25 protein-coding genes are annotated in these 24,218 nt (G+C 63.8%); 9 read left to right on the top strand and 16 right to left on the bottom strand.

From position 1 onward, the window contains the following. Nucleotides 1-49: 49 nt before the first annotated feature. Nucleotides 50-970 (bottom strand): AraC family transcriptional regulator, encoded by a 921-nt coding sequence (locus tag O0880_RS02620; protein ID WP_071322055.1) that lies wholly within the window; start codon nt 968-970, stop codon nt 50-52. An 87-nt stretch (nt 971-1,057) separates the two neighbouring features. Further along, entirely contained in the window at nt 1,058-1,897 is an 840-nt protein-coding gene (locus tag O0880_RS02625; RefSeq protein ID WP_071322056.1) for a symmetrical bis(5'-nucleosyl)-tetraphosphatase, read from the bottom strand. A gap of 553 nt (nt 1,898-2,450) precedes the next feature. On the opposite strand from O0880_RS02625, the gene O0880_RS02630 reads away from it, so the two are divergent. From O0880_RS02630 to waaA, 4 genes are all read left to right on the top strand, one after another. Continuing rightward, nucleotides 2,451-2,759 (top strand): H-NS histone family protein, encoded by a 309-nt coding sequence (locus O0880_RS02630; RefSeq protein ID WP_071322057.1) that lies wholly within the window; start codon nt 2,451-2,453, stop codon nt 2,757-2,759. An 80-nt stretch (nt 2,760-2,839) separates the two neighbouring features. Further along, nucleotides 2,840-4,228, top strand: coding sequence for a phosphomannomutase/phosphoglucomutase (locus O0880_RS02635; protein WP_289884889.1), 1,389 nt, complete (start codon nt 2,840-2,842; stop codon nt 4,226-4,228). 4 nt (nt 4,229-4,232) lie between these two features. Then, on the top strand, nt 4,233-5,255 hold the full coding sequence (gene waaC / locus O0880_RS02640) for a lipopolysaccharide heptosyltransferase I (protein WP_289884890.1): 1,023 nt from the start codon (nt 4,233-4,235) through the stop codon (nt 5,253-5,255). A 19-nt stretch (nt 5,256-5,274) separates the two neighbouring features. Continuing rightward, on the top strand, nt 5,275-6,549 hold the full coding sequence (gene waaA, locus O0880_RS02645) for a lipid IV(A) 3-deoxy-D-manno-octulosonic acid transferase (protein WP_289884891.1): 1,275 nt from the start codon (nt 5,275-5,277) through the stop codon (nt 6,547-6,549). Between the two features lie 179 nt (nt 6,550-6,728). Here waaA and O0880_RS02650 read toward each other — a convergent pair whose 3' ends face one another. The 11 genes from O0880_RS02650 to miaB form a co-directional block, all read right to left on the bottom strand. Then, nucleotides 6,729-7,676, bottom strand: coding sequence for a SprT family zinc-dependent metalloprotease (locus O0880_RS02650; RefSeq protein WP_289887277.1), 948 nt, complete (start codon nt 7,674-7,676; stop codon nt 6,729-6,731). Between the two features lie 44 nt (nt 7,677-7,720). Beyond that, nucleotides 7,721-8,461, bottom strand: coding sequence for a lysophospholipid acyltransferase family protein (locus O0880_RS02655; protein WP_071322062.1), 741 nt, complete (start codon nt 8,459-8,461; stop codon nt 7,721-7,723). 16 nt (nt 8,462-8,477) lie between these two features. Beyond that, entirely contained in the window at nt 8,478-9,065 is a 588-nt protein-coding gene (gmhB, locus tag O0880_RS02660; protein ID WP_289884892.1) for a D-glycero-beta-D-manno-heptose 1,7-bisphosphate 7-phosphatase, read from the bottom strand. After that, nucleotides 9,065-11,167, bottom strand: coding sequence for a glycine--tRNA ligase subunit beta (gene glyS / locus O0880_RS02665; RefSeq protein ID WP_289884893.1), 2,103 nt, complete (start codon nt 11,165-11,167; stop codon nt 9,065-9,067). Before glyS ends, gmhB begins: the two co-directional genes overlap by 1 nt. Nucleotides 11,168-11,204: 37 nt before the next feature. Beyond that, complete coding sequence (gene glyQ, locus O0880_RS02670; protein ID WP_071322065.1) at nt 11,205-12,119, bottom strand: glycine--tRNA ligase subunit alpha; 915 nt, start codon at nt 12,117-12,119, stop codon at nt 11,205-11,207. Between the two features lie 150 nt (nt 12,120-12,269). Then, nucleotides 12,270-13,850, bottom strand: a complete 1,581-nt coding sequence (lnt, locus tag O0880_RS02675; RefSeq protein ID WP_071322066.1) for an apolipoprotein N-acyltransferase — start codon at nt 13,848-13,850, stop codon at nt 12,270-12,272. A gap of 16 nt (nt 13,851-13,866) precedes the next feature. Beyond that, nucleotides 13,867-14,745 (bottom strand): transporter associated domain-containing protein, encoded by an 879-nt coding sequence (locus tag O0880_RS02680; protein ID WP_071075558.1) that lies wholly within the window; start codon nt 14,743-14,745, stop codon nt 13,867-13,869. 116 nt (nt 14,746-14,861) lie between these two features. Further along, nucleotides 14,862-15,281, bottom strand: coding sequence for a DUF4259 domain-containing protein (locus O0880_RS02685; protein ID WP_289884894.1), 420 nt, complete (start codon nt 15,279-15,281; stop codon nt 14,862-14,864). A gap of 4 nt (nt 15,282-15,285) precedes the next feature. Next, the gene (gene ybeY, locus O0880_RS02690) at nt 15,286-15,750 is read right to left on the bottom strand and encodes an rRNA maturation RNase YbeY (RefSeq protein WP_289884895.1); all 465 of its coding nucleotides are present in this window, start codon (nt 15,748-15,750) and stop codon (nt 15,286-15,288) included. After that, nucleotides 15,734-16,798, bottom strand: a complete 1,065-nt coding sequence (locus O0880_RS02695) for a PhoH family protein (protein WP_071322069.1) — start codon at nt 16,796-16,798, stop codon at nt 15,734-15,736. The genes ybeY and O0880_RS02695 overlap by 17 nt, the downstream gene beginning before the upstream one ends. Next, nucleotides 16,795-18,162: a tRNA (N6-isopentenyl adenosine(37)-C2)-methylthiotransferase MiaB gene (gene miaB / locus O0880_RS02700; RefSeq protein ID WP_071322070.1), complete on the bottom strand. Its 1,368-nt coding sequence runs from the start codon at nt 18,160-18,162 to the stop codon at nt 16,795-16,797. Before miaB ends, O0880_RS02695 begins: the two co-directional genes overlap by 4 nt. A 638-nt stretch (nt 18,163-18,800) precedes the next feature. Here miaB and O0880_RS02705 point away from each other — a divergent pair. Further along, a complete protein-coding gene (locus O0880_RS02705; protein WP_071322071.1) occupies nt 18,801-19,127 on the top strand; it encodes a hypothetical protein in 327 nt (108 codons plus the stop codon). A gap of 163 nt (nt 19,128-19,290) precedes the next feature. Here O0880_RS02705 and O0880_RS02710 read toward each other — a convergent pair whose 3' ends face one another. Next, a complete protein-coding gene (locus O0880_RS02710) occupies nt 19,291-20,136 on the bottom strand; it encodes an HDOD domain-containing protein (protein ID WP_071322072.1) in 846 nt (281 codons plus the stop codon). Further along, a complete protein-coding gene (locus O0880_RS02715; RefSeq protein WP_071322073.1) occupies nt 20,133-20,471 on the bottom strand; it encodes a hypothetical protein in 339 nt (112 codons plus the stop codon). The genes O0880_RS02710 and O0880_RS02715 overlap by 4 nt, the downstream gene beginning before the upstream one ends. A 209-nt stretch (nt 20,472-20,680) precedes the next feature. Between O0880_RS02715 and O0880_RS02720 the strand changes: the two genes are divergently transcribed. Genes O0880_RS02720 through O0880_RS02735 form a run of 4 tightly spaced genes read left to right on the top strand, consistent with a single transcriptional unit; the run spans nt 20,681 to nt 23,437 of the window. After that, nucleotides 20,681-22,258 carry a HAMP domain-containing sensor histidine kinase gene (locus O0880_RS02720; RefSeq protein WP_071322074.1) on the top strand — a complete coding sequence of 526 codons (1,578 nt, stop codon included), beginning with the start codon at nt 20,681-20,683 and terminating at the stop codon, nt 22,256-22,258. A gap of 14 nt (nt 22,259-22,272) precedes the next feature. Continuing rightward, on the top strand, nt 22,273-22,860 hold the full coding sequence (locus tag O0880_RS02725) for a DUF1697 domain-containing protein (protein ID WP_289884898.1): 588 nt from the start codon (nt 22,273-22,275) through the stop codon (nt 22,858-22,860). Then, nucleotides 22,857-23,261, top strand: coding sequence for a DUF3224 domain-containing protein (locus tag O0880_RS02730; RefSeq protein WP_289884899.1), 405 nt, complete (start codon nt 22,857-22,859; stop codon nt 23,259-23,261). The genes O0880_RS02725 and O0880_RS02730 overlap by 4 nt, the downstream gene beginning before the upstream one ends. Beyond that, on the top strand, nt 23,258-23,437 hold the full coding sequence (locus O0880_RS02735) for a hypothetical protein (protein WP_071322077.1): 180 nt from the start codon (nt 23,258-23,260) through the stop codon (nt 23,435-23,437). Before O0880_RS02730 ends, O0880_RS02735 begins: the two co-directional genes overlap by 4 nt. A 61-nt stretch (nt 23,438-23,498) precedes the next feature. Here O0880_RS02735 and O0880_RS02740 read toward each other — a convergent pair whose 3' ends face one another. Then, nucleotides 23,499-23,903, bottom strand: coding sequence for a PEP-CTERM sorting domain-containing protein (locus O0880_RS02740; protein WP_156894670.1), 405 nt, complete (start codon nt 23,901-23,903; stop codon nt 23,499-23,501). Nucleotides 23,904-24,218: the final 315 nt, after the last annotated feature.

The following is a 24,218-nucleotide window of genomic DNA, read 5'->3' on the forward strand; positions in this document are numbered from 1 at the left end:
AGCGTCGCCCTTTTGTGCTCGTTCGTCTGCGATTTCCTGATCCTTGATCTCAGCTGGCCAGCTGGCGCAAGCGCTGGTCGCGCCGGTACGCGCCTGGCTGTTCGCCCGTGACCCGCTTGAAGGCGCGCGTAAACGCGGCGTGCGAACGGTAGCCCACCAGTTCGGCCGCGCGCTCGACGGATGCGCCATCGTGCAGCCGGCGCGCGGCGATCTTCATGCGCAGCATGAGCAAAAACTGGGCTGGCGAGTGGCCGCTGGCGCTGGCGAAATGCTTGCAGAAGCTGGCGCGCGACATGCAGGCCGCCTTGGCCATGTTCTCGATCGACCAGTCGTCGGCGGGCGCGTCGAGCATGCGTTCGAGCAGCGGCGAGAATTCGGGCCGGTACAACAGCGACAGCAGGCCGGCCGCCACGTGCTCGCCCTGCGCCACATGGCGTATCAGGTAAAAGAACAGCAGTTCGACCAGGCGGGCGATCAGCGGCGACGGCTGTTCAGGATCGCCGCCCGCTTCGCCGAGGATCAGGTCGAACAGCGAGGCGGCGGCGCTGAAGGCGGGGGCGTCGCCGCGTATCAGCAGGTAGGGCGGGAACGAGTCGACGATCAGTTTTGACGCCACGCCGCGGAACTGGAAGAAGCCGCAGGCGAGCGAGGTTGCCAGGCCGTTGGTGGGCGCCTGCAGCGGCAGCATCGCCTGCGCGCTGACGGCCTGCAGCGGATCGCTGTGGGGACTGAGGAAGTGCGGCAGGTCGCGCAACAGGAAGACGCCGTCGCGCGGGCCGAGGGCAATCGGCGCGGCACCATCGAAATGCAGGTAGCAGTGGCCATCGAGGACCAGGTGGAAGCTGCCCAGCTCCCGGCCGGCCGTGGAGGCGCGCCAGCGGCCGCAATACTGGCCCACGTGCAGCACGGCGGTGTCGAGCTCCAGGCTGCCAAGCAGCCAGCGTGCCAGCCTGTCGGTATCAGGATTCATCTGCGTGGAGGGGCAAAAATACCATCATACGATGGACGCGACGCGGTACCAACGACACATTTTGACTAAGCATATGCGGCCGCTGATTTACTGCTTGCCACTGTGTTGCTGAAACGCGGGACAGGCCACCTGCAGCAGCGAACGGTCTTCCAGGCACACGGCGGAGAGTTTTCCACCCCAGACGCAGCCGCTATCGAGGCCGATCAGGTGGGGCCGCAATTGCAGTCCCAGCGCCGACCAGTGGCCGAAGACCACCGTGTCGCCGGCGCTGCGCCGGCCCGGCACGTCGAACCACGGCAGCAGGCCTGAACCGGGCGGCGCACTGCCGCTTTCCTTCATCTTGAAATCCATCACGCCGTCCGGCGTGCAAAAACGCAGCCGCGTCATGGCATTGACGATGCAGCGCAGGCGGTCGGCACCCTGCAAGTCGTCGCGCCAGGCGGCCGGCTCGTTGCCGTACATCGTGCGCAGGAAACCGGCCCAGTCATCGCTGCGCAGCATGGCCGACACTTCGCCGCTCAAGGCCAGCGCCTGCTGCGCGCTCCATTGCGGCAGCAAGCCCGCATGCACGAGCAGATGGCCGTCATGCGCCAGCGCCAGGGGGCGGCAACGCAGCCAGGCGATCAATTCCTCGCGGTCGGGTGCATCGAGGATTTCGGCCAGCGTGTCGGACGCGTGCTGTGGACGGATGCCGTTGGCCACGGCCAGCAGGTGCAGGTCATGGTTGCCCAGCACGCTGTCGGCCAGGCCTTGCCGCGCCAGCGCATGGACATGGCGCAAGGTGGCCAGCGAGGCGGGGCCGCGGTTGATCAGGTCGCCCGCGAACAGGAGGCGGTAAGGGCCATCGGCTGCCGCCTGGATCTGTTCGATCAATTCGACAGTCTGTGCATGGCAGCCTTGCAGATCGCCGATAAAATAGGTTTTCATGTGTGCTGGGGATGGTGGATGGCTGGACGATCTCATTATTACATGCATGATGCCTGAAACCGGCTGCCTTGACGGCGACAGGCCGGATGGCGCGCCCGCCATGCCGGGAAGGGCGGCAGCATCGCCGATTATCGCGGCTGGCCATTTCCGTTTTATTCTGCCGCGGCCGCTATCGGAACACCGCGCGTGATACCGAGAATAAAATGCTGCCGCGGGCGATTACGTTATGCATGCCGTGCTGCCAGCATGGCAAATAGATCGCTGCTGAATAATATGCGCCGGCATGCTGCGGATTGGCTGGCTTGCACGCCGCCTTTCTTATAAGAAAGCGATGCGCGCTGTTTTGAGAAAAACGAATCCCGCCATGTTTATTGATTATCCATTTCGCCCTGCCGTCATATTCTTCATTTAATCTTAATGTTGGCCATGTAAATAAAATTCCGAATGCAAAGCTATGGCTGGTGATTATTCAGGCGGCACGCAGATATTTTTACAATGTAGTATATTTCATGGGATTTTATTATTACTCAGATTAACGTAAAGGATGTAAGTGATGGATCTGTCAACGATGACGATGCTGGAATTGCGTAAACTGGACGATGGCGTCAAGCAGGAATTGCAGGGCCGCGAACGTGACGATTTGAACAAGGCGCGCGAACAGATCATGGCGATTGCGCAGCAGGCAGGCATTCCACTGAAGCAATTGATACTCGACGGCCTGCATCCGCGCACGGGCAAGGTCGCGGTGCGCTATCGCCATCCGGACAATGCGGCCGAGCAGTGGACAGGCCGTGGCCGCCAGCCGTTGTGGGTCAGGCAGTGGGTGGAATCGGGCAAGTCCATCGATCTGCTGCGCGTATAATCCGGTATACTTTTGGCGCAGTTGCAAGCGTATGCCTGCCATGCACCATACCTTGGGCCCAACTTCATACCGACCAAACCATGCTTCCACTGTCAAGAACGATCTTCAAAGCCTACGATATTCGCGGCATCATCGCTCAAACCCTCGATGCCGGCGTAGCCCACAAGATTGGACAGGCGTTTGGCGCGGCGGCCCTGGAAAAGGGAGAAAAGCGGGTAGTGATCGGCCGCGATGGCCGGCTGTCCGGCCCCGAATTGACGGTGGCACTGGCGCAGGGCCTGCAGGCCGCAGGCGTCGACGTGATCGACCTGGGCGTGGTGGCCACGCCGATGGTGTACTTCGGTACCAATGTGCTCGATACGCGCTCCGGCATCATGGTCACGGGCAGCCACAATCCGCGCGACTACAACGGTTTCAAGATGGTGCTGGATGGCGAAGCGATACACGGCGAGGCGATCCAGGCACTGTACCACCGCATCGTGGCGCAGGACGGCGGCACCACTGACATTGCCCGTGTGGGCAGCTACGCCACGCACGACATCCGCGCCGCCTACCTGGAGCGCATCCTCGGCGACGTGAAGCTGGCGCGCCCGATCAAGATCGCCGTCGATTGCGGCAATGGCGTCGCTGGCGCGTTCGCGGGCGATCTGTTCCGCGGCCTGGGCTGCGATGTCATCGAGTTGTTCTGCGACGTCGATGGCAATTTCCCCAATCACCACCCCGATCCGGCGCATCCGGAAAACCTGCAGGACCTGATCCGCTGCCTGGCCGGGACGGATGCCGAAATCGGCATCGCCTTCGACGGCGACGGCGACCGCCTGGGCGTGGTCACCAAGGATGGCCAGATCATCTACCCTGACCGCCAGATGATGCTGTTTGCGGCCGACGTGCTGAGTCGCCATCCGGGCGCGCAAATCCTGTATGACGTGAAATGCACGCGCCACCTGGCGCCGTGGATCAGCAAGCATGGCGGCGTGCCGTTGATGTGCAAGACGGGCCACTCGCTGGTGAAAGCCGAGCTGCGCGCGACGGGGGCGCCGCTGGGCGGCGAAATGAGCGGCCATATCTTCTTCAAGGACCGCTGGTATGGCTTCGACGACGGCCTGTATGCGGCTGCGCGCCTGCTGGAAATCCTCACGCGCGAGGCCGATCCTTCCGCTTTGCTGAATAGCCTGCCGCAGTCTGACAGCACGCCTGAATTGCAGCTGGAACTGGAGGAGGGCGAGAACGTCGCGCTGATGGACGTGCTGCGCCGCGACGCCGTCTTTCCCGGCAATGAACGGATCATCACCATCGATGGCTTGCGCGTGGAGTACGCCGACGGTTTCGGCCTGGCCCGCTCGTCGAACACCACGCCGGTGATCGTCATGCGCTTCGAGGCGGAAACGCCGGCAGCCCTGGCGCGCATACAGGATCAGTTCAAGCGCGTGATCCTCGCTGCCAAGCCTGACGCTGTCCTGCCGTTCTGACGCCATGACCGCTCAATCCGGCGCACAGGCGCCCCTGAAAATCCTGCTGGTGCGCGTTTCCTCGTTGGGCGACGTGCTGCACAACCTGCCGATGGTGCATGACATCGCCCGTCATTATCCGGACGCCACCATCGACTGGGTGGTCGAGGAGGGCTACACGAGCCTGGTGCGCCTGAATTCGCGTGTCGGCACCATCTTCCCATTCGCGCTGCGGCGCTGGCGCAAGAGCCTGGGCAAGAAAGAGACGCGCGCGGAAATTGCCGCCTTTTTCCGCAGCCTGCGCCAGACGCGCTACGATTATGTGTTCGATACCCAGGGCTTGCTCAAGACAGGCATCATCATGGGCGCCGCGCGCCTGGCGCCGGGCGGCCAGAAAGTCGGCCTGGCCAACGGCAGCGAAGGCTCGGGCTACGAAGGCATCTCGCGCCTGTTTCACACGAAAAGCATACCCCTCGACCCGCGCACGCATGCGGTAGCGCGTGGCCGGCTGGTGGCCGCTGCCGCCCTGGGCTACACGGTCGACACGCCGGCCGATTTCGGCTTGCCGGAAGTATCAGGCAGCGAGCCGCGCCCGGACTGGATGGGTGAGGCGCCGTATGCCGTGTATTTCCATGGTACGGCGCGCGACGCCAAGAAATGGGCGCCGGAAAACTGGATCGCCCTTGGCCACGCGCTCTCGCCCATGCCGATTTTGCTGCCCTGGGGTTCGCCCAAGGAGAAGCTTGAGGCCGAATTGCTGGCGGCGAGCCTGCCGAATGCGCGCGTGCTGCCGAAACTGTCGATGAGCGACGCCACCATGCTGGCGCGCCGCGCCGCGCTGGTAATCGGCGTCGATACGGGCCTGACGCATATCGCCGCCGCCTTTTTGCGGCCAACGGTGGAAATCTATGCCGATTCGCCGCTGTGGAAAACGGAAGGCAACTGGTCGCCGAAAATCATCAACCTGGGCGATAAAGGTACGCCGCCCGGCGTGCCGGAAGTGCTGGCCGCGGCACAGCGCCTGCTGGCCGACTATCCTCCCGCCTGACTTCAACGTTCAAATCATCATGCGACTTCTTTATACCCTTGCCTGGTGGCTGGCCTTGCCACTGGTGCTGGCGCGGCTGTGGCTGCGCGGCCGCCAGGAGCCCGGCTATCGCCAGCACTGGGGCGAACGCCTCGGCTTCTATGGCCGCCGGCCTGCCCCTGTTCCTCCTACGATCTGGCTGCACGCCGTCTCCGTCGGCGAGACGCGCGCGGCCGAGCCGCTGATCGATGCGCTGCTGGCTGAATGGCCCGCTTGCCGCATCGTCCTCACGCACATGACGCCGACGGGGCGCGCCACGGGTAAGTCGCTGTTCGCCAAGCACGGCGCACGCCTCGTGCAAAGCTACCTGCCCTACGATACGGGCACCATGCCGGCCAGTTTCATCCGTCACTTTGCGCCGCGCATCTGCATCCTGATGGAGACGGAAGTGTGGCCGAACCTGATCCACCAATGCAATCGCCACGGCGTGCCGGTGGTGCTGGCCAATGCGCGCCTGTCGCAGCGTTCGCTGGGCAAGGCGCAGCGCCTGGGCAAGCTGATAGGCGACGCCGCGCGCGGCATCACGCTGGTGGCGGCGCAGACGCAGGACGACGCGCAGCGCGTGCGCCAGCTGGGCGTGCCGGACGTGGTGGTCACGGGCAGCATCAAGTTTGACGTCGTCGTACCCGATGCCGCGCTGGCGACCGGAGCGTGGCTGCGCGGCGCCATCGGCGCCCGCCCCGTGCTGCTGTGCGCCAGCACGCGCGAAGGGGAGGAGCCATTGATCCTCGACGCCTGGCTGCGCGCCAGCCTGCCTGCCGGCGCGCTGCTGCTGATCGTGCCGCGCCACCCGCAGCGCTTCGACGAGGTGGAAAAAATGGTGCTGGCGCACGGCCTGGCCGTGCAGCGCCGCTCCAGCCTGACCGGGGATGGCGTCGTGGCGGCGGGCACGCAGGTGCTGCTGGGCGATACCATGGGCGAGATGTTTGCCTATTACGCGGCTTGCGACTGCGCGTTTGTCGGCGGCAGCCTGCTGCCGCTGGGCGGGCAAAACCTGATCGAGCCGGCGGCGCTGGGCAAGCCCGTGCTGATCGGGCCGCATACCTTCAATTTTGCGCTGGTGACGGAGCAGGCGATTGCCGCCGGCGGCGCCGCGCTGGTGGCCGATGCCGATGCCTTGATGACGCAAGCGTCGGCACTGCTGCGGGATCCGGCGCGCCTGGCGGCGATGGGAGCTAAAGCGCTGGCGTTCGCGGCGCAGCACCGCGGCGCCACGCCGCGCACGATAGCGGCCATCAAGCCCCTGTTGCCGTGATGGATGCACGGCCAACAATGTTGTCGGATTACGGCCTGCGGCCTAATCCGACCTACTGCCGTGATCGAGGTAGGTTGGATTAGGGCCTGCACGTAATCCGACAGGCGACTACTGCCGTGATCGAGGTAGGTCGGATTAGCGCTTGCGCGTAATCCGACAGGCGATGCCAACAATGTTGTTTACGCGAACAGGACTGGCAGCTCCTGCGAGCGCTTCCTCAGCGCCTGCTTGGCGCCGTCGTAATCGGGATAGATCGATTCCACGGTGGCCCAGAAGCGGGGGCTGTGGTTCATTTCCAGCAGGTGCGACAATTCGTGCGCGACCACGTAGTCGACCAGCGGCAGGGCGAAATGGATCAGGCGCCAGTTCAGGCGGATCTTGCGCTCGATGGTGCAGCTGCCCCAGCGCGTACCGGCCGAGGACAGCGACAGCGAGTCGTAGCGCACGCCCAGCTTGTCCGCATACAGGTCCAGCCGCGCCTCGAACAGCTGGCGCGCCTCGTGCTGGAACCAGGCTTTCACTTTTTCCTTCAATTGCTGTTCGCTGCCTGCGGGTGTGACCCATACGTGCAGCTCGTTCGTCTCGCGCTGGAAGCTGGCGCGGTGGCGCGGCGCCTGGTGCAATCGCAGGGTGATTTCGCCACCGAGATAGGGCAGCGTGGCGCCATCGATCCATTCCATCGGGGCCCGCTGCTGGCGCTGCACCTTGCGCTCGCCCCGTTCCAGCAGCTTCGAGACGATCCAGCCCTGCTTGGCGCGGATGGCGCTGTCGATTTCGGCCAGGGTGACGCGCTTGGGCGCCGTGACGCGCAAGCCGTTATCGTCGATCATGAAGCCGATGGAACGGCGCGTGGAGCGGCGCAGGGCAAATTCGACCAGGTGGCTGCCCAGCTGCAGCTGGCGCAACGGCGGGCCGTCGGCGGTGCGTGGCGGGGAAGGCAGGGCAGGGGGAGCGGGAACAGGAACAGCGATGGGCGAGACGGGCGCCACGGGCGGCGGCGCAAGGTGGACCGGCGCCACCACGGGCGGCGCTGGCGGTGCCGTGGGGCGCACCGCCGGGGGCGTGCTGGTCGAGACGTCGTGCGCGAACAGATCCAGTTGCTGGTCGCCGACCTTGATGGTCTTCATCTGCTGGCGCAGGGTCGGCTCCTGGATGACCGCGCTGATGCCGTCTAGCCAGCGTTGTAGGCGTGAGGCGAAATGACGCGCATTTCTGATTCTATCCAATTTTCCACCTGTTGCATCATGCTGTCCGGGGTGTGCCCTTCCGGCGAAATCGGTTTGCCTATCGAGACGGTGATCAATCCCGGGCGTTTGAGGAATGACTGCTTGGGCCAGCATTCGCCTGAATTATGCGCAATCGGCACCACCACGGCGCCCGTGGCAATGGCCAGGCGCGTGCCGCCGCTCTTGTACTTGCCCGTCTGGCCCACCGGGATGCGGGTGCCTTCGGGGAACATGATAATCCATTGGCCGTCCGCCAGGCGGCGCTTGCCATGCGCGACCACGCTCTTGAACGCATGCTTGCCCTGTTTGCGGTCGATCGGGATCATGCGCAGCAGCGCCATGGCCCAGCCGAAGAACGGGATGTACAGGATCTCCTTCTTGAACACATATACCAGCGGACGGGGCAGGCTGGGCAGCAGGAAGATGGTTTCCCAGGCCGACTGGTGCTTCGACAGCACGATGGCCGGCGCGTCGGGGAAGTTCTCGGCGCCCTTGACTTCGTAGCGGATGCCGCAAATGACCTTGGCACACCACAGGATAAACACATTCCAGCGCGAGGTGACCCAATAGCGCTTGTTGTAGCTCAATGGCGCGGCAAAAAAGCACACGCAGGCCCAGACGATGGTGGCCACGATCATGATGATCATGAACAGCAGGGAGCGCAGGAACAGGGAAATATTACGCAATGCGGTTCTCCGAAGATTAGATACTGAATGCTACGGTGGGCGCCGGTACGGCTGGCGCCTTGAGCAGGTGGCCGACCACGGCCGCCAGGTCGGGGAAGACCTGGGTGCCGGGTGGCAGGCCGCCCGTCTCGTTGGTTTTTTCGCCCTTGCCCGTCAATACCAGGTAGGGCGTGCAGCCGCTGATGAAACCGGCCTGCAGGTCGCGCAGCGAATCGCCAACGGTCGGCACGCCTTTCAGGCTGGTGTTGTAGCGCTGCGAAATTTCATGGAACATGCCTGGCTTGGGCTTGCGGCAGTCGCAATTGTCCGCACCCGCATGCGGGCAAAAGAAGATGGCATCGATATCGGCGCCCACCTGCTGCGCCAGCGTGTGCATCTTCTGGTGGATCGCGTTCAAGACCGTCATGTCGAAGTACTCGCGCGCGATGCCCGACTGGTTCGAGGCGATCACCACGCGATAGCCTGCCTGGTTCAGGCGGGCGATCGCTTCGAGCGAGCCGGGAATCGGCAGCCATTCGGCCGGCGACTTGATGAAGTCCGGCGAGTCATGATTAATGACGCCGTCGCGGTCGAGAATAATCAGTTTCAGCGCCGGAATGCCCATTATGCCGCCAGCTTGGAAATGTCGGCCACGCGGTTCATCATGCCGTGCAGCGACGACAGCAATGCCAGGCGGTTGTTGCGCAGGGCGACATCCTCGGCCATCACCATGACGTCGTTGAAGAAGCCGTCGACGTCGTCGCGCAGCTGCGCCAGCGTTTGCAGGGTGCCCGCAAAATCGCCCTTGGCAAACGCCGCGTCGATTTCCGGCTGCACGCGCGAGACGGCGGCGGCGAGTTTTTTCTCCGCCTCGTCCTGCAGCAGCGCCACGTTGACGCCGCCGGCAGCCACCTGGCTTACGGCTTCCTCGTTCTTTTTCAGGATATTCGTGATGCGCTTGTTGGCGGCGGCCAGCGAGGCGCTTTCCGGCAGGGCGGCAAAGGCCTGCACTGCCTCCAGGCGCTGCACGATGTCGTCCAGGCGGTCGGGATTCTGCGCCACGACGGCTTCGATTTCATTCGGCGAGAAGCCGCGCTCGCGCAGGATGCCGCGCAGGCGGTCGAGCATGAAGGTGGTGACATCCGCCACCGGATCCTTGAAGCCGGGGATGGCGGCAAATTGCGCGGCCGCGTCGGCCAGCAAGCCCTGGATCGACAGGGGCAGGCGCTTTTCCAGCAGCATGCGCAGCACGCCGAGGGCATGGCGGCGCAGCGCGAACGGGTCCTTGTCGCCCGTCGGCGCCAGGCCGATGGACCAGATGCCGACCAGGGTTTCGAGCTTGTCGGCCAGCGCCACGGCGGTGCCAGTGGCGGTGGTCGGCAGGCTGTCGCCGGCAAAGCGCGGCTGGTAGTGCTCGGAGGCGGCCAGCGCCACTTCCTCGGCTTCGGCGTCATGGCGCGCGTAATACGTGCCCATGATGCCTTGCAGCTCGGGGAATTCGCCCACCATGTCGGTCAGCAGGTCGGCCTTGGCCAGCAGGGCGCCGCGTTCGGCCAGGGCCACGTCGTAGTGCAATTTGGCGGCGATGGCGCCGGCCAGCGACTTGACGCGCTCCGTGCGGGTCGCCTGCGTGCCCAGCTTGTTGTGATAGACGACATTGGCCAGCAGCGGCAGGCGCGCTGCCAGCGTCTTCTTCTTGTCCTGCTCGAAGAAGAACTTGGCGTCCGACAGGCGCGGTCGCACCACGCGCTCGTTGCCGCCGATGATGTGCTCGGGCGTGTCCGTTGCGATGTTCGAGACGATCAGGAAGCGCGAGCGCAGCTTGCCGTCGCTGTCGGTCAGGGCGAAGTACTTCTGGTTCGTCTGCATGGTGAGGATCAGGCATTCCTGCGGCACGGCCAGGAATTCTTCCTCGAAGTGGCATTCATACACGACTGGCCATTCGACCAGGGCCGTCACTTCGTCGAGCAGCGCCTCGGGCATCAGCACCTGGTCGGCGCCAGCCTTGTCCAGCAACTGGGCGCGGATGCGCTCCTTGCGTTCCTCGTTGCTGGCGATGACGCTGGCGTTGAGGATCAGCGAGGCCGCATAGTTTTCCGCGTGCGCGATGGTGATCGGCGCGCCATCGGTGAGGAAGCGGTGGCCCAGCGTCGTGCGGCCGGCGGCGAGGCCCAGCAGGGTCAGGGGCAGCACGTTGATGCCGTGCAGGGCGATCAGGCTGTGGGCCGGGCGCACGAATTGCACGGTGGTGCCGTCCGGGCGCTGGTAGCTCATCAGTTTTGGAATCGGCAGCTTGGCGGCCGCTTCCGTCAATGCCGCCTGCGCGCCGGTGGCGAGCTGGCTGCCTGGCGCCGTGTACGTGTAGAAGAAGCTTTCGGCCTTGCCGTCGACGGCGCGTTCCAGCTCGGCCAGCGTCAGTTCGGGGAAGCCCAGTGCGGCCAGTTTCTTGGCCAGCGGCGGCGTGCCGTTGCCGTTCGCGTCCAGCGCCACGGAGACGGGCAAGACCTTTTCGCGGATCGATTTGTCGGGCGAGACTTCGCGTACATTGGTGATGGAGACGGCCAGGCGGCGCGGCGAGGCGTAGCTGGTGGCGACGCTGTCGGCTTCCAGGAAGTCGCGCGATTTCAGTCCGTTGACGATGCCGGCGGCAAAGGCGGCGCCCAGTTTGGCCAGCGCTTTCGGCGGCAGTTCTTCGGTCAGCAGTTCGATGAGCAGTGTTTGGTTCATGGTGTTCTTGTCTGGTACGGCGGTGTGGAGGCTCGAATTAGGCGGCGGATTGGTCTGCGGCGGGCAGCATCGGGAAACCGAGGCGCTCGCGCGAGTCGTAATACGCTTGCGCCACCAGGCGCGACAGGGTGCGCACGCGGCCGATGTAGGCGGCGCGTTCCGTCACCGAAATGGCGCCGCGCGCATCGAGCATGTTGAAGCTGTGCGACGCCTTCATGATCTTTTCGTAGGCGGGCAGGGTCAGCTGCAGCTCGATCAGGCGCTTGGCTTCCGCTTCGTAGTTGCCGAATTGTTCGAACAGCAAGTCCGTATTCGCGTGTTCGAAGTTGTAGGTCGATTGCTCCACTTCGTTCTGGTGGAAGACGTCGCCGTAGGTCAGTTTCTTGGTCGTGCCGTTTTCTTCCCACTCGGTCCACACCAGGTCGTACACGTTTTCCACGCCTTGCAGGTACATGGCCAGGCGTTCGATGCCGTAGGTGATCTCGCCCAGCACGGGCTTGCAATCGAGGCCGCCCACTTGCTGGAAGTAGGTAAACTGGGTCACTTCCATGCCGTTCAGCCAGACTTCCCAGCCCAGGCCCCAGGCGCCCAGGGTCGGGCTTTCCCAGTCGTCTTCGACGAAGCGCACGTCATTCTGCTTCAAGTCCAGGCCCAGCGCGGCCAGCGAGCCCAGATACAGGTCGAGGATGTTTTCCGGCGCCGGCTTCAGGACCACCTGGTACTGGTAGTAGTGCTGCATGCGGTTCGGGTTTTCGCCATAGCGGCCATCTTTCGGCCGGCGCGACGGCTGCACATACGCGGCGCGCCAGGGTTCCGGGCCGATCGCGCGCAGGAAGGTGCCGGTGTGGAAGGTGCCGGCGCCGACTTCCATGTCGTAGGGCTGGAGCAGGGCGCAACCTTGCTTGTCCCAATAGGTTTGCAAGGTCAGGATAATTTGTTGAAATGTGAGCATCGTATGAGTTCGCCGCGCGGACAGGCTGCGCGCTGTAAGGGGTTTGCTTGAAGCCCGGGCGCCTGTTTGGAAAGCGCGTCCGGGCCGGGGTTTTGCTAATTTTAGCGGTTTTTACGGGCCCACTGTGACTCTTCGGGCAATATCGGCCGCTTATTCCTGCCTGGCGGCGCCACGGCGGGCGGCGCGCGACAGCAGGAAGGCCGTCAGCAGGGCCAGCGCGGCCAGGGCCAGCACCAGTTTGTTACCGTACAGGATGTATGGCGTCATGCCGCCCATGCCCTGCACCTTGGCCGCCAGCGTGGCTTGCTGTTCCGGCGGCAGCAGGCTTTGCACCACGCCCTTGCCGTCGATGACGGCCGTGGCGCCCGTGTTCGTCGAGCGCAGCATCGGGCGGCCCGTTTCCAGGCTGCGCATCTGCGAAATCTGCAGATGCTGCGGGATGGCGATCGAGTCGCCGAACCACGCCAGGTTCGAGATATTCAGCAGCACCGACGCCGATTGCTTGCCGCTGCGGTGGGCGCTGGCCAGCTGGCCGGCGATTTCCTCGCCAAACAGGTCTTCATAGCAGATATTCGGCAGCACCAGCTGGTCGCGCACGGGCAAAGGCGCTTGCACTTCGGCGCCGCGGCCCATGTCGCCCAGCGGGATGGCCATCATGGCGACAAACCAGTGCAGGCCAGGCGGCACGAATTCGCCGAACGGCACCAGGTGGTGCTTGCGGTACTGGTAGTACGGGCCCGGCGTGCTGTTGGGCGTGATCCCCAGCGCCGCATTGTAGAAGCGCTGCTGCTCGTCGAGCACGGGCATGCCGACCAGGATCGTGCTGCCCGTCTGCTGCGCGTACGTGGCCAGGTTGTCGAGATAGCCGGCCGGCAGCTGGTGCGGCAGCACCGTGACGGCCGTCTCCGGCGTGGCGATCAGGTCGGCCGGGGCGCTGGTGATGGCGTTCTGGTACATCTGCAGGGCGCCGAGCACGAAGCCGGGGTCGAATTTCTGCTGCTGCGGCACATTGCCCTGCAACAGGCGCACCGTGATCGGACGTCCCACCGGGTGGGTCCAGTTCACGTATTGCAGGCCGATACCGGCCGCGTACAGCGCCACCAGGCCGCCCAGCGCGTTCCAGCGCGTGCGGTGCGTCAGCAAGAGCAGGGCGCCGGCGGACAGGGCGGCCAGCCAGCCCAAGCCATACGCGCCGACGATGGGGGCAAAGCCGCTCAGCGGGCCGGTATTGTGGGCGTAGCCCGTAGCCAGCCACGGGAAGCCCGTAAACAGCCAGCCGCGCGTCCATTCGAACAGGGTCCACAGGGATGGCAAGATCAACAGCGTCATTGCCGGCAGCGACAGCACCCAGCGGCGGCGCAGCCAGGCGGCCGCGCCCATGGCCAGCGCCACGTAGATGGCCATCAGCAGCGCGAGCAGGGCCACGGCGATGACGGCGATCGGCGCGGCCATGTCGCCATAGCGGTGCATGGAGATATACAGCCAGTGCGTGCCGGCCGCGCACCAGCCGAAGCCATAGGCCCAGCCGATCAGCGCACCGCTTTTCACGCTCGCGGCGCGCAGCACCTGGTAGAACAGCACGCCCAGGCTGAGGATTTGCAGCGGCCAGTAGCCGAAAGGGGCGAACGCCAGCACGGCGACGGCGCCGGCGATGGCGGCAGTCAGCATGCGCGCCCACGTGCTGCGGGGCGGTTTGGCGGGGGCGTTGGGGTCGGCGCGTCTGAAACGCATTTACAGCACGCGCATGTCAGAGTTCCAGTTCCGGCACGTTGGGCAGGCGCTCGACGAGCAGCACGTGCACCTGGCGCGCATCGGCGCGCAGCACCTCGAAGCGCAGGTTGCCCAGGTCGAAGATATCGCCCTTGTGCGCCATGCGGCCCAGGTACTTCGAGACCAGGCCGCCGATGGTGTCGACGTCGTCGTCCACCAGGTGGCTGCCCACTTCCTCGTTGAATTGTTCGATTTCCGTCAGCGCCTTGACGCGCCAGCGGGGGCCGAACTGGCCTTCCTTGAGCGACAGGATATTGTCCTCGGCTTCGTCGAAGTCGTATTCGTCCTCGATGTCGCCGACGATCTGTTCCAGCACGTCTTCGATGGTGATCAGGCCGGCGACGCCGCTGTATTCATCGACGACGATGGCCATGTGATTGTGGTTGGCGCGGAAATCGCGCAGCAGCACATTCAGGCGTTTCGATTCGGGGATGAAGATGGCGGGGCGCAGCATGTCGCGGACGTCGAAAGTTTCTTCCGCGTAATAACGCAGCAAGTCTTTCGCCAGCAGGATGCCGATAACCTTGTCGCGCTCGCCTTCGATCGCGGGGAAGCGCGAGTGGGCGGTGGACAGGACTTCGGGCATCCATTCCTCGATCGGCTTGCTGATGTCGATGACATCCATTTGCGAGCGGGGAATCATGATGTCGCGCGCACAGAGATCCGATACCTGGAACACGCCTTCGATCATCGACAGGGCGTCGGCGTCGATCAGCTTGCGTTCATGCGCATCGTGTAGAACATCGAGCAATTCTGCACGGTTCTCTGGCTCGGGGGAAATGAGTGCGGTCAGGCGTTCAAACAGTGACCGGTGGGGCTTGACGTCAGTTCTGACGCCACTAGGGTGCTCGGGCATAGGAGGCGTGAGCCGTTGTTGCGAAGGGATATAGGATACACCAAAAGTGGGGCGCTACCGGATTTCCCCGCTTTTGATGTAAATTTAATACGCATAATGCGCCGTAGCGCGACGTTTCAAGCCTCCGGGCCCAGCACGCGGGCGCGCAAGTCCGCCACGTCCGCCTGCCAGTCGGCGTAATGCTCGCTGTCCTGCCACAGCTGGCGCAGTTCCGACGCATCGGCCGTGATGCGCTCGAAGGCCAGGCGCGCCTTGTCCAGCAGCGGCGGCGTGACTTTTTTCTTGCAGGCCGCTACCCATTCGTCCACTTCCGCGGTGGCCGGGTCATCCTCGCCCGGTTTTCCCCGCAGGCGGGCGATCACTTCCAGCGCGGCCAGCGCCTCGGCGGCGAACGGCGCCTCGAGTTCGGCTTGCGGGCTGTCGATGACGTTGTCGAGCGTCGTCTCGACCAGTTCCAGGGTTTTATATTCGTGCAAGTCCTGCGCCCAATCCATGGCGTAGTCGTTGCCGAAGGCGTCAGTGGCCCAGGTTCCCATGCGCTTACTCCTTGTACGGGTCGGTAATGCCGAGCTTGGCCAGGATTTCCGTTTCCAGCCCTTCCATCTCGCTTGCTTCCTCGTCATCCATGTGGTCGTAGCCTTGCGCATGCAGCACGCCATGCACGATCAGGTGGGCCGTGTGTTCTTCCACGCTCTTCTTTTGCTCCTGCGCTTCTTTTTCCAGCACGTCCGTGCACAGGATGATGTCGGCGCGCGTCGGCTCGTCGTCGCCCAGCTCTTCGCCTTCGTTGTAGGCAAAGGTCAGCACGTTGGTGGCGTAGTCCTTTTCGCGGTAGTCGCGGTTCAGGGTACGGCCTTCCTCGGCGTCGACGAAGCGGATGGTGAATTCGGCCGGGGCGAACAGGGCCGCCTTGACCCAGCGGCGCACTTTCGGGCGCGTGATCAGGGTTTCCAGGCGGGCGTCCGGGTATTGCACGGACAGGGACAGTTTATTTTTTTCGGACATTTTTGGCGCTGGCTGGTTTCAATAGGGGGAGCAACTGGGCGGCGTCGGCACTGGCTGCCTGCGCCGTTTCATAGGCGTCGACGATGCGGGCGACGAGCGGATGGCGCACCACGTCGGTGCTGTTAAATTGCGTGAAGCCGATGCCGCGCACGTCTTTCAGCACGTGCACGGCGTCGATCAGGCCGCTCGTCTGGCTCTTGTGCAGGTCGACCTGCGTGACGTCGCCCGTCACCACGGCCTTGCTGCCAAAGCCGATGCGTGTCAGGAACATCTTCATCTGTTCGACGGTGGTGTTCTGCGCCTCGTCGAGGATGACGAAGGCGTGGTTCAGGGTGCGCCCGCGCATGTAGGCCAGCGGGGCGATCTCGATCACCTGTTTTTCAAACAGTTTTTGCGTGCGGTCAAAGCCCAGCAAATCATACAGCGCATCGTACAGGGGACGCAGGTAGGGATCGACCTTTTGCGCCAGGTCGCCCGGCAGGAAGCCCAGGCGCTCGCCCGCTTCGACGGCGGGGCGCGTCAGGATGATGCGCTTGACGGCGTCGCGTTCGAGCGCGTCGACGGCGCAGGCGACGGCCAGGTAGGTCTTGCCCGTGCCGGCCGGGCCCACGCCGAAGCTGATGTCGTGTTCGAGGATGTCGCGCAGGTAGGCGATCTGGTGCGGCGTGCGCCCGCGCAGGTCGCTGCGCCGCGTCTTCAGCACGGGGCTGGCGATGTCCGGCTCGACGAAGGTGCTGACGGGCGCGTTGGCATGGTGTTCCGAGGCGGCGGACAGGCCCGCGCGCTGCTCCACCAGGGCCAGCTGAACTTCTTCCAGCGGCACGACCTTGTTGGCGATGGCGTAGAACTGTTCGAGGATTTCCACGGCGCGCGCGGCATTGCTGCCGCCGACGATGAATTTCTCGCCGCGGCGGAAGATCGTCACGTCGAGGGCGGCGGAAATCTGGCGCAGGTTTTCATCGAGCGGTCCGCACAGGTGCGCCAGGCGCGTGTTGTCGAGCGGTTCGGGGATGAAATAATGCGGCTGTATCGGGGCTTTGGTTTTCAACTGGCTCTTTTCAATGCTTGGGCGCCGGCGACGAGTTCGCCGCGCAGGGTGTAGGAATGGCTTTCGGTGATGCGCACGTCGACCAGCTGGCCGATCAGTTGCAAACCGTCGGGGCCGGCGTCGAAATTGACCACGCGGTTGTTTTCCGTGCGGCCTTGCAGTTCGCGATCAATCGTGTCCTTCTTCGAGCGGCCTTCGACGAGGATGGTTTGCACCGTGCCGACCATGGCCAGGCTGTACTTACGCGTGTTGGCGTCGATGGCTGCCTGCAGTTGTTGTAAGCGGGCAAGTTTTACGTCGTGCGGCGTGTCGTCTTCCAGGTTGGCGGCCGGCGTGCCGGGGCGCTTGCTGAAGATGAAGCTGTAACTGTTGTCGAAGCCGACGTCGGCGATCAGTTTCATCATGGCGTCGAAGTCGGCCTGGGTTTCACCGGGGAAACCGACGATGAAATCCGAGGAAATGGCCATGTTCGGGCGCACGGCGCGGATGCGGCGGATGATGGACTTGTATTCGAGGCCCGTGTAGCCGCGCTTCATGGCGCCCAGCACCTTGTCGGAGCCGTGCTGCGCAGGCAGGTACAGGTGGTCGACCAGCTGCGGGATCTTCGCGTAGGCGTCGATCAGGCGCTGCGTGAATTCCTTCGGATGGCTGGTGACGAAGCGCATGCGTTCGATGCCGGGAATGTCGGCCACGTATTCGAGCAGCAGGGCGAAGTCGGCGATGTCGCCGCCTTCCATCGCGCCGCGGTAGGCATTCACGTTCTGTCCCAGCAGGGTGATTTCCTTGACGCCCTGGGCGGCCAGCCCGGCCACTTCCGTCAGCACGTCCTCGAAGCGGCGCGACACTTCCTCGCCGCGCGTGTAGGGCACCACGCAATAGCTGCAGTACTTGCTGCAACCTTCCATGATGGAGACGAAGGCCGAGGCGCCCTCCACCTTGGCCGGCGGCATGTGGTCGAACTTTTCGATTTCGGGGAAGCTGATGTCGACTTGCGAGGCGCCGCTGGCGCGGCGCAGCTCGATCATCTGCGGCAGGCGGTGCAGCGTCTGCGGGCCGAACACCATGTCGACATACGGCGCGCGCTTGACGATGGCGTCGCCTTCCTGCGAGGCCACGCAGCCGCCCACGCCGATCAACAGGTGCGGCTTGGCCAGCTTCAGCTCGCGCAGGCGGCCCAGGTCGGAAAACACTTTTTCCTGCGCCTTTTCGCGCACGGAGCAGGTATTGAGCAGGATGACGTCGGCGTCTTCCGGGTGCTCGGTGCGCACCAGGCCATCGGAGGCGCCCAGCACATCGGCCATCTTGTCCGAGTCGTACTCGTTCATCTGGCAGCCGAAGGTTTTGATGAATACTTTTTTCTGCATGGAGTCTGGCGCTTATCGGTAAATGTGGCGGCAAATAAGATGGCTGGGCAGGATGCTGTCGGGCAGGGGAGCGCTCAGGGCGGGGCGCGGTGGATGACCGGCCGGGCGTCTCTGGCTGCCCGGTGGCAGGCTCGCTGCAAGTTCAGTCCATAGTTTAGCGTAAATCGCCGGGACGGGCCATGTCGTGCTTACCTTGCCGACAAGATTTCGAGATGGAAACGTTGACGATGATGGCGATGCTGCAAAGCATTTATTGCCCTGCGTCACCATTGATTTGTAACAAGTTGCTGCAAGGCCTTGTGTGCGCCCGCAGGCATCCTAATGTGTTGAAAAGGCATCGTTGTTAAGCCAACCAGCACCTTGATTGATCTTTAACAATCAAGAAGGTTGCGCGAGGCGCGGATGCTGCCTGTTTGGGCTAGTATATTGCCTTATATGCAATTCATTTCATCGGATTGCAGTGCTATTTACTCACGCGGCAAGCTGCGCACGTTGGCTGGACGTGGCTGTGCGAGTCCTGTGCAGGCAGTGCGATAGGAGGGGAGGGGCTGACGGTTTTGAAATACTTTTAAACACTCTAAGCCAGCCTTAAGTTCGTATCGGCATTATTTTCAACATTCACTAGACGAGGAAAAATCATGGCACATCATGCATTAGCATCGCAAGAGACGTACAACCCTAACCACCTGCTCGATATTCTGCTGAGCAAGATGCAGCTGAAAAACGACGCAGCCCTGTCGCGCCTGCTCGAAGTGGCGCCACCGGTCATCAGCAAGATCCGCCACCACCGCTTGCCGGTCGGCGCGTCGCTGCTGATCCGCATGCACGAAGTGACGGGCATGAGCATCCGCGACCTGCGTGACTTGATGGGCGACCGCCGCACCAAGTACCGTTTGTCCGACGCCCAGGGCCGTCCAAAAGCGGAAGACCGCGGCGATGCGCAAGAATCGAATTACGCGCACTGATGTGGCGGTCGCGCGCTGACTGTTCCGCTTGCGTAGCTGCTGGCGGCAACAGGCTGGCGTGGACCGGGCAGGATGGATGTGTTGCAGTACCCATAACGGCTTTCGCCTCCAGGCGAGGGCCGTTTGCGTTTGCGGCTTTGTCTGCCGAGCCAGCTTGATGGCGTCAGCTTAGCAAGGCCGTGGTGATTTCGTCGTAGCGCAATTCCGTTTCGCGGAACAGCTGCAGATACGTTTCCTCGCCCAGGCCCAGCGCATCCCAGGCCACCGGCGACACGCGCGGCACCATGTCGTCGCCCGCCTGCGCCAGGTCGAGCGCGCAGACGATGGCATTGGCCACGTGGATCAGTGCGGCCAGGAAACCTGCCCCCGGCGCTTCCGGCTGCAGGTAGTTGCCGATCGCCAGGCGCATGGTGTCGGAGAAATTCCAGTGTTCGGCCAGCGCCACGCCCGCCTGTACATGGTCGACGCCGAGCACGGCTTGCTCCGCTTCGAGCAGGCTGCAATCGTGCGCCGCCTGGTGGGCGATGACTTGCGCGTATTGCGTGGGGAAACTGCTGACCAGCACGAGGCGGCCGATGTTGTGCAGCAAGCCGGCCGTAAACGCGTAATCCTGGTTGAAGCGGATCTGCCGCGCCAGCACCTTGGCGCAGCCGGCCGTGGCCACCGAGTGGCGCCAGAACGCCTTGTCGTCGAAGCCGGGACAGCGGCCCTCGGGGAAGCAGCCCGTGATGGCGGCCGAGGTGATCAGGCTGCGCGTAGTCTGGAAGCCCAGATAGGTAATCGCTTGCTGGATGGTGGTGGCCTTCACCTGCAAGCCGTATTGCGAGGAGTTGGCCAGGCGCAAGGTCTTCGCCGTCAGGGCCTGGTCGTACGACACTTTCTTGGCCAGCACGGAAATATCCACGTCGTCCTGGTCGATGCTGTTCAACAGCTCCATGACCACGGCGGGCAGCGACGGCAGGTCATCGAGGTGGGCGACGATATCGTCGAGCGTCAGCTGGGTGCTCATGCCGCACCTCCCGTGCCGAGGCGATAATTGCTGACATAGCTGCGCAGCAAGGTGGTGGCCGCCTCGGCGGGATCGTCGGGGTCATGCTTGCGGAACAGGTAAGCGAGCCGTTCGCGGTCGGCGGCCTGCTGCGCGGCGATGGCTTCCGGCGAGGGCGGCGGCGCCTGGATCGGCAGCATGTCGATGCCGTGGCGTGGCATCAGGGCCAGCATGTTTTCCGTCAGCACGGCGCCTTGCGGCAACAGCACGTGTCCATGCGCATCGAGCAAGACGTCCGACAGGATCATGCCAGGACGAACTTGTTCCAAAGGTAAGTGTTGATGCGTGACCGGCATGACGACTCCTTATGATGATTGCGGGATATTACCATTGCCATGTCGCAATGTCTCAACCTGGATCAATGCCCCTGCTGGCGGCAGGGTGCTGTAAATCTTGCCAATAAGCATGTCATACCGTACATTTCAAGTTGTGCTGACGTGTTGCTGACGTATCTGTGCCCGCGCCGCGGGCCAGCGACCGGCCAGGCGCGGGGGAGTGTTGATTGATGGTGAGTATCCAAGTCCGGCTGACTCTGCTTTTCGTCGTGATCGTCACCCTGGTGCTGGGCATTTCCGGCAGCTATACCCAATATACCCTGAGCAAGGAACTGGAATCGGGCAGCGCGCGCCTGCGCAGCGGCGTGCTCACGCGCTTGCAGACGAGCCTGCCATCGGCCCTGTGGGATCTCGACAAATCCAAGGTCGACAGCATCGTGGCGGCGGAAATGTTGCCGCCCGAACTGGTCGGCATCCGCGTCTACGATGCCTCCGTAGGCCTGTTCGCCGGTGAAGTGCGCGACGCCTCGGGCACCCTGGTACCGCTGGAAACGGACGTCGCCATCGGCGGCACGCCCGTCGAGGCGCCGCTCGTGTTCCGCGACGCCGTGGCTGCGGCCAGCGGCGGCAAGCCCGTCATCGTGGGCAAGGTCATCGTCAATTTCAGCCGCGAGCAGATCGACGCGGCGCTGCGCAGCGAAGTGCGGCGCAAGGTGGTGGAAGTGTTGCTGCTTGACATCATTCTCGTCGGTGCACTGGTGCTGAGCCTGCGCATCGTCTTCGGCCCCCTGAAACAGTTGCGCGACGGCTTGTTCGACCTGGCCACGCGCGGCAGCGATGAAGTCGAAGAGCTGCCGGAAAGCCGGCGCGACGAACTGGGCGACGTGATCCGCGGCTTCAATGCCGTGCAGCGCAAGCTCAAGTCCATCATCGAGGGCAGCCGCCAGGCCGAGGACGTGGCGCGCCGCTCGCAGCAGGAGACGGCGCAGGCCATGGACGAGCTGCGCCGCGCGCAGGAGTCGCTGCTGCAGTCGGAGCGGCTGGCGTCGCTGGGCAGCCTGGTGGCCGGCGTGGCCCATGAAATCAATACCCCGGTCGGCATCGCGCTGACCAGCGCCTCCGTGCTGAAGGAAGCCACCGACGCCATCAGCGAGGCCGTGGCCGGCGGCAGCGTGAAAAAGACCGATATCGTGCGCTATCTGGAGACGGCCGGCGAGAGCGCGCGCCTGATCATGAACAATGCCTACCGCGCCGCGCACCTGATCCACAGTTTCAAGCAGATCGCCGTCGACCAGGTCAGCGAGGCGCGCCGTTTGTTCGAATTGCGCGATTATATCGGCGAGGTGATCTCCAGCCTGCAGCCGACGCTGAAGAAGACGCGCATCGATATCGTCATCGATTGTCCGCCAGACATCATGTTCGACAGTTATCCGGGCGCGCTGGCGCAGGTGCTGACCAACCTGGTCTTGAACTGCGTCGAGCATGCGTTCGATGCGGACACGGATGGCAGCATCCGCATCGGCGTGCGCTGCGACCGCGACTGGATTGAAATGCAGGTGCGCGACAATGGCCGCGGCATCGCGCCGGACATGCTCGACCGCGTGTTCGACCCGTTTGTCACCACGCGGCGCGGGCAGGGCGGCACGGGACTGGGACTGAACATCGTGTTCAACTTGATCGCCAAGCAATTTGGCGGCACCATCACGGTCAGCAGCACCCTGGGACAGGGCGCCACGTTCCTGTTGCGACTGCCCCGCGTGACGCCGTTGCCGGAAGGCGCCGCCAGCGCCGCTGCCGGTCAGGCATAGGCAAGGAGAACGACATGACAGAGGTATACAGCGGGCAGCAAGTGGCGTTCTTGCGTGGCATCAATGTCGGCCGTGCCAAGCGCGTGGCCATGGCCGACTTGCGCAAGCTACTGGGCGATCTGGGCTTCACGAATGTGCGCACCGTGCTCAACAGCGGTAACGTCGTGTTCGAGGCGGGCAGGGTGGCGCCGGCAGAGGCGGCGGCCGGCATCGAGGAAGCGCTGGTATTGAAGCTGGGCGTGGCGGCGCGCGTGACGGTGCTGTCGGCCGGCCAGTTTGCCGAGCTGATCGAACAGAACACGCTGGCGCCGGCGGCCGATGCGGCCCGCCTGCTGGCGCTGGTGCTGAACAGGCCATCCGATGCCCAGCGCCTGGCGCCGTTGCTGCAGCAGTCGTGGCAGCCGGAAGCGCTGGCGCTGGGCCAGTGGGCCGCATATGCCTGGTGTCCCGATGGCGTGCTGGCCAGCAAGGTGGTGGCGGCGCTGGGCGTCTTGCTTGGTGACGGCGTCACCTCGCGCAACTGGGCCACCATGCAAAAATTGAAACTGCTGCTGGACGGGCCGGACGCGGCAGCCACATCCTCACTAGCCAAGGAGCCATGATGCCGCAGATTACAGGCGAATTCGACGTCACGATCACCCCGGAAACCTTGTCGGACACGGCGGCGCAGTCGGGGCTGGGGCGTTTGTCGCTGGACAAGCGCTACCATGGCGCCCTCGATGCCCGCGCGCAGGGCGAGATGCTCAGCGCGCGCGCCGGTGTGGCCGGCTCGGCCGGCTATGTGGCGCTGGAGCGTGTCGAGGGCACGCTTGATGGCCGCCAGGGCAGCTTTTACCTGCAGCACAGCGGCAGCATGGCGCGCGGCACGCCCAGCCTGTCGGTGACGGTGGTGCCCGATACGGGCACGGGCCAGTTGCAAGGCTTGCATGGCAGCCTGGCCATCCGCATCGCGGACGGCAAGCATTATTACGATTTCACGTACGACATTTCTGAGGCGCCATGAACTGGGATATCGTGAAAGGCGTCTTGATCGTGCTCGTCGCCATCAGCGTGGTAGTGACGGCCTTCGTGCTGATTTCCGCCTCCGGACCGGACAAGGCGGGCTGCATCGCGCGCGCCCTGAAATCGGGTATTCCTGTGGGCAACATTGAACGGGTCTGCCGCTTGCTGGAGAAGTAAAAAAAATTCCGCGCAAGGCGGAATTTTTCTGCTGCAGCGGCATCAAGTCGCTGGCATGGACTCACGTATCGAATTTTTCCTGTTTTTCGCCATGCACGCTCAAGGCCAGCAAGCCCAATCCCACCAGCAGCATCGAGTACATGCTCGCTTCCGGCACGGGCGCCGGCATGCTGGCCTGCTGGGCGGGCGCCGCCGTGGCGGGTTTCGCTGGCGCCAGGGCGCCATGGCGGATGCCGGCGTTGCTCCAGTGCGGCGCCGCAGTCGCGCTGCTGGCCAGCAGGCGGGCATACGGCAAGTCCGGCGTTTCCCAGCCGGGATTATTATTCAGACTAATGCTTTCATCGATCGTGACGCGCTCGCCGGCGTCGTGCAGCTTGTCGCTCGTGGCGTCGCTGTCTGCCGCCGCACTCCATGCACTGGCCGACAAGGCCAGCATGGCCACGCATAGCGGCTGAAATATCCCCATCTCGATCTCCCTGTGTTCACCGCGCGGCGCAGCTGAAACCAGCTGGCGCCTGGGCGGACAATCCACCTGTACGGGGGTGGATCCTGGTTTTTCTGACGACTCTTCATTACAGCACAAATCGTGGCAATTTTGGTATGTATATTTCCTCTTTATTACGAATTTTTGTCATTTTGATAGCGCTGCCGCTATCGTCTTCGCGCACCTTGCATGAGCACGCTATCGGCTACAAAACAGGGCAAAAAAACACTGTTGTTTTTTTGTGCGAATCGCCAGCAGGAAAACAGTATATTGATTAGTATATTGTTTATCGGAGGA

Source organism: Janthinobacterium sp. SUN118 (genome assembly GCF_030397695.1).
Lineage (GTDB): Bacteria > Pseudomonadota > Gammaproteobacteria > Burkholderiales > Burkholderiaceae_D > Janthinobacterium.